The sequence below is a fragment of the Cerasicoccus arenae genome, assembly GCF_014651635.1.
Taxonomy (GTDB): Bacteria; Verrucomicrobiota; Verrucomicrobiia; order Opitutales; family Cerasicoccaceae; genus Cerasicoccus; species Cerasicoccus arenae.
The window spans coordinates 1-544 of record NZ_BMXG01000061.1; the positions used below are offsets into that span (position 1 = coordinate 1).

General features: G+C 52.4%; 1 protein-coding gene. It reads right to left on the bottom strand.

From position 1 onward, the window contains the following. Window positions 1–31: 31 nt before the first annotated feature. Complete coding sequence (gene relB / locus IE065_RS17890; protein WP_189517703.1) at window positions 32–238, bottom strand: type II toxin-antitoxin system RelB family antitoxin; 207 nt, start codon at window positions 236–238, stop codon at window positions 32–34. Window positions 239–544: the final 306 nt, after the last annotated feature.

Genomic DNA, 544 nt, shown 5'->3' on the forward strand with positions numbered 1-544 from the left:
TTTGAGCTGCTTGAGCGCACGCCCGGAAATACTATAATCCCAGCTCACGTTTAGCTTCTGCGGCGGTGTAGATCTTGCCCGGGCTCTGGATGGCTTCAACGGCCAGATAGTAATCTTCCAGGTCCTCAAGGTGCTCAAGGATCGCTTCCCGTGCGTAGAATGTCTTCGTGCGTCCAGTCCGCTTGGCTAGCTGCTCCAAGCGACTCTCGACTTCCTGATCTAAACGAATGGCTAACATAATTAGTAATATTGCAGAGATATACATGTATAGCAAGTCCGCTTTTTGCCACCTTGATGGACCATGCAATTAGCCTTGTCGCTCTGCTCGCCGAGGCTTTTGATCGAGTGATCGTTCTTTGATTGGGGGCTTCATCCCGCCTCAGGCACTTGGAAACCTGCCGCTTGCCGCTCAAAAAGCGCGTCGGGGATTTTTTTTCTTAGCCGCCATCTTCGCGCCTGCCTCTCTACCAGCCAGCCCAATAGTCATACCGGGAAAATGACGCCATGCCTACGATAACGCGTCGGGGTCAAGACTTTGGACCAA

Coding starts and splice junctions, on each gene's coding strand:
- relB (WP_189517703.1), bottom strand. CDS start 238: ATGTTAGCCATTCGTTTAGATCAGGAAGTCGAGAGTCGCTTGGAGCAG.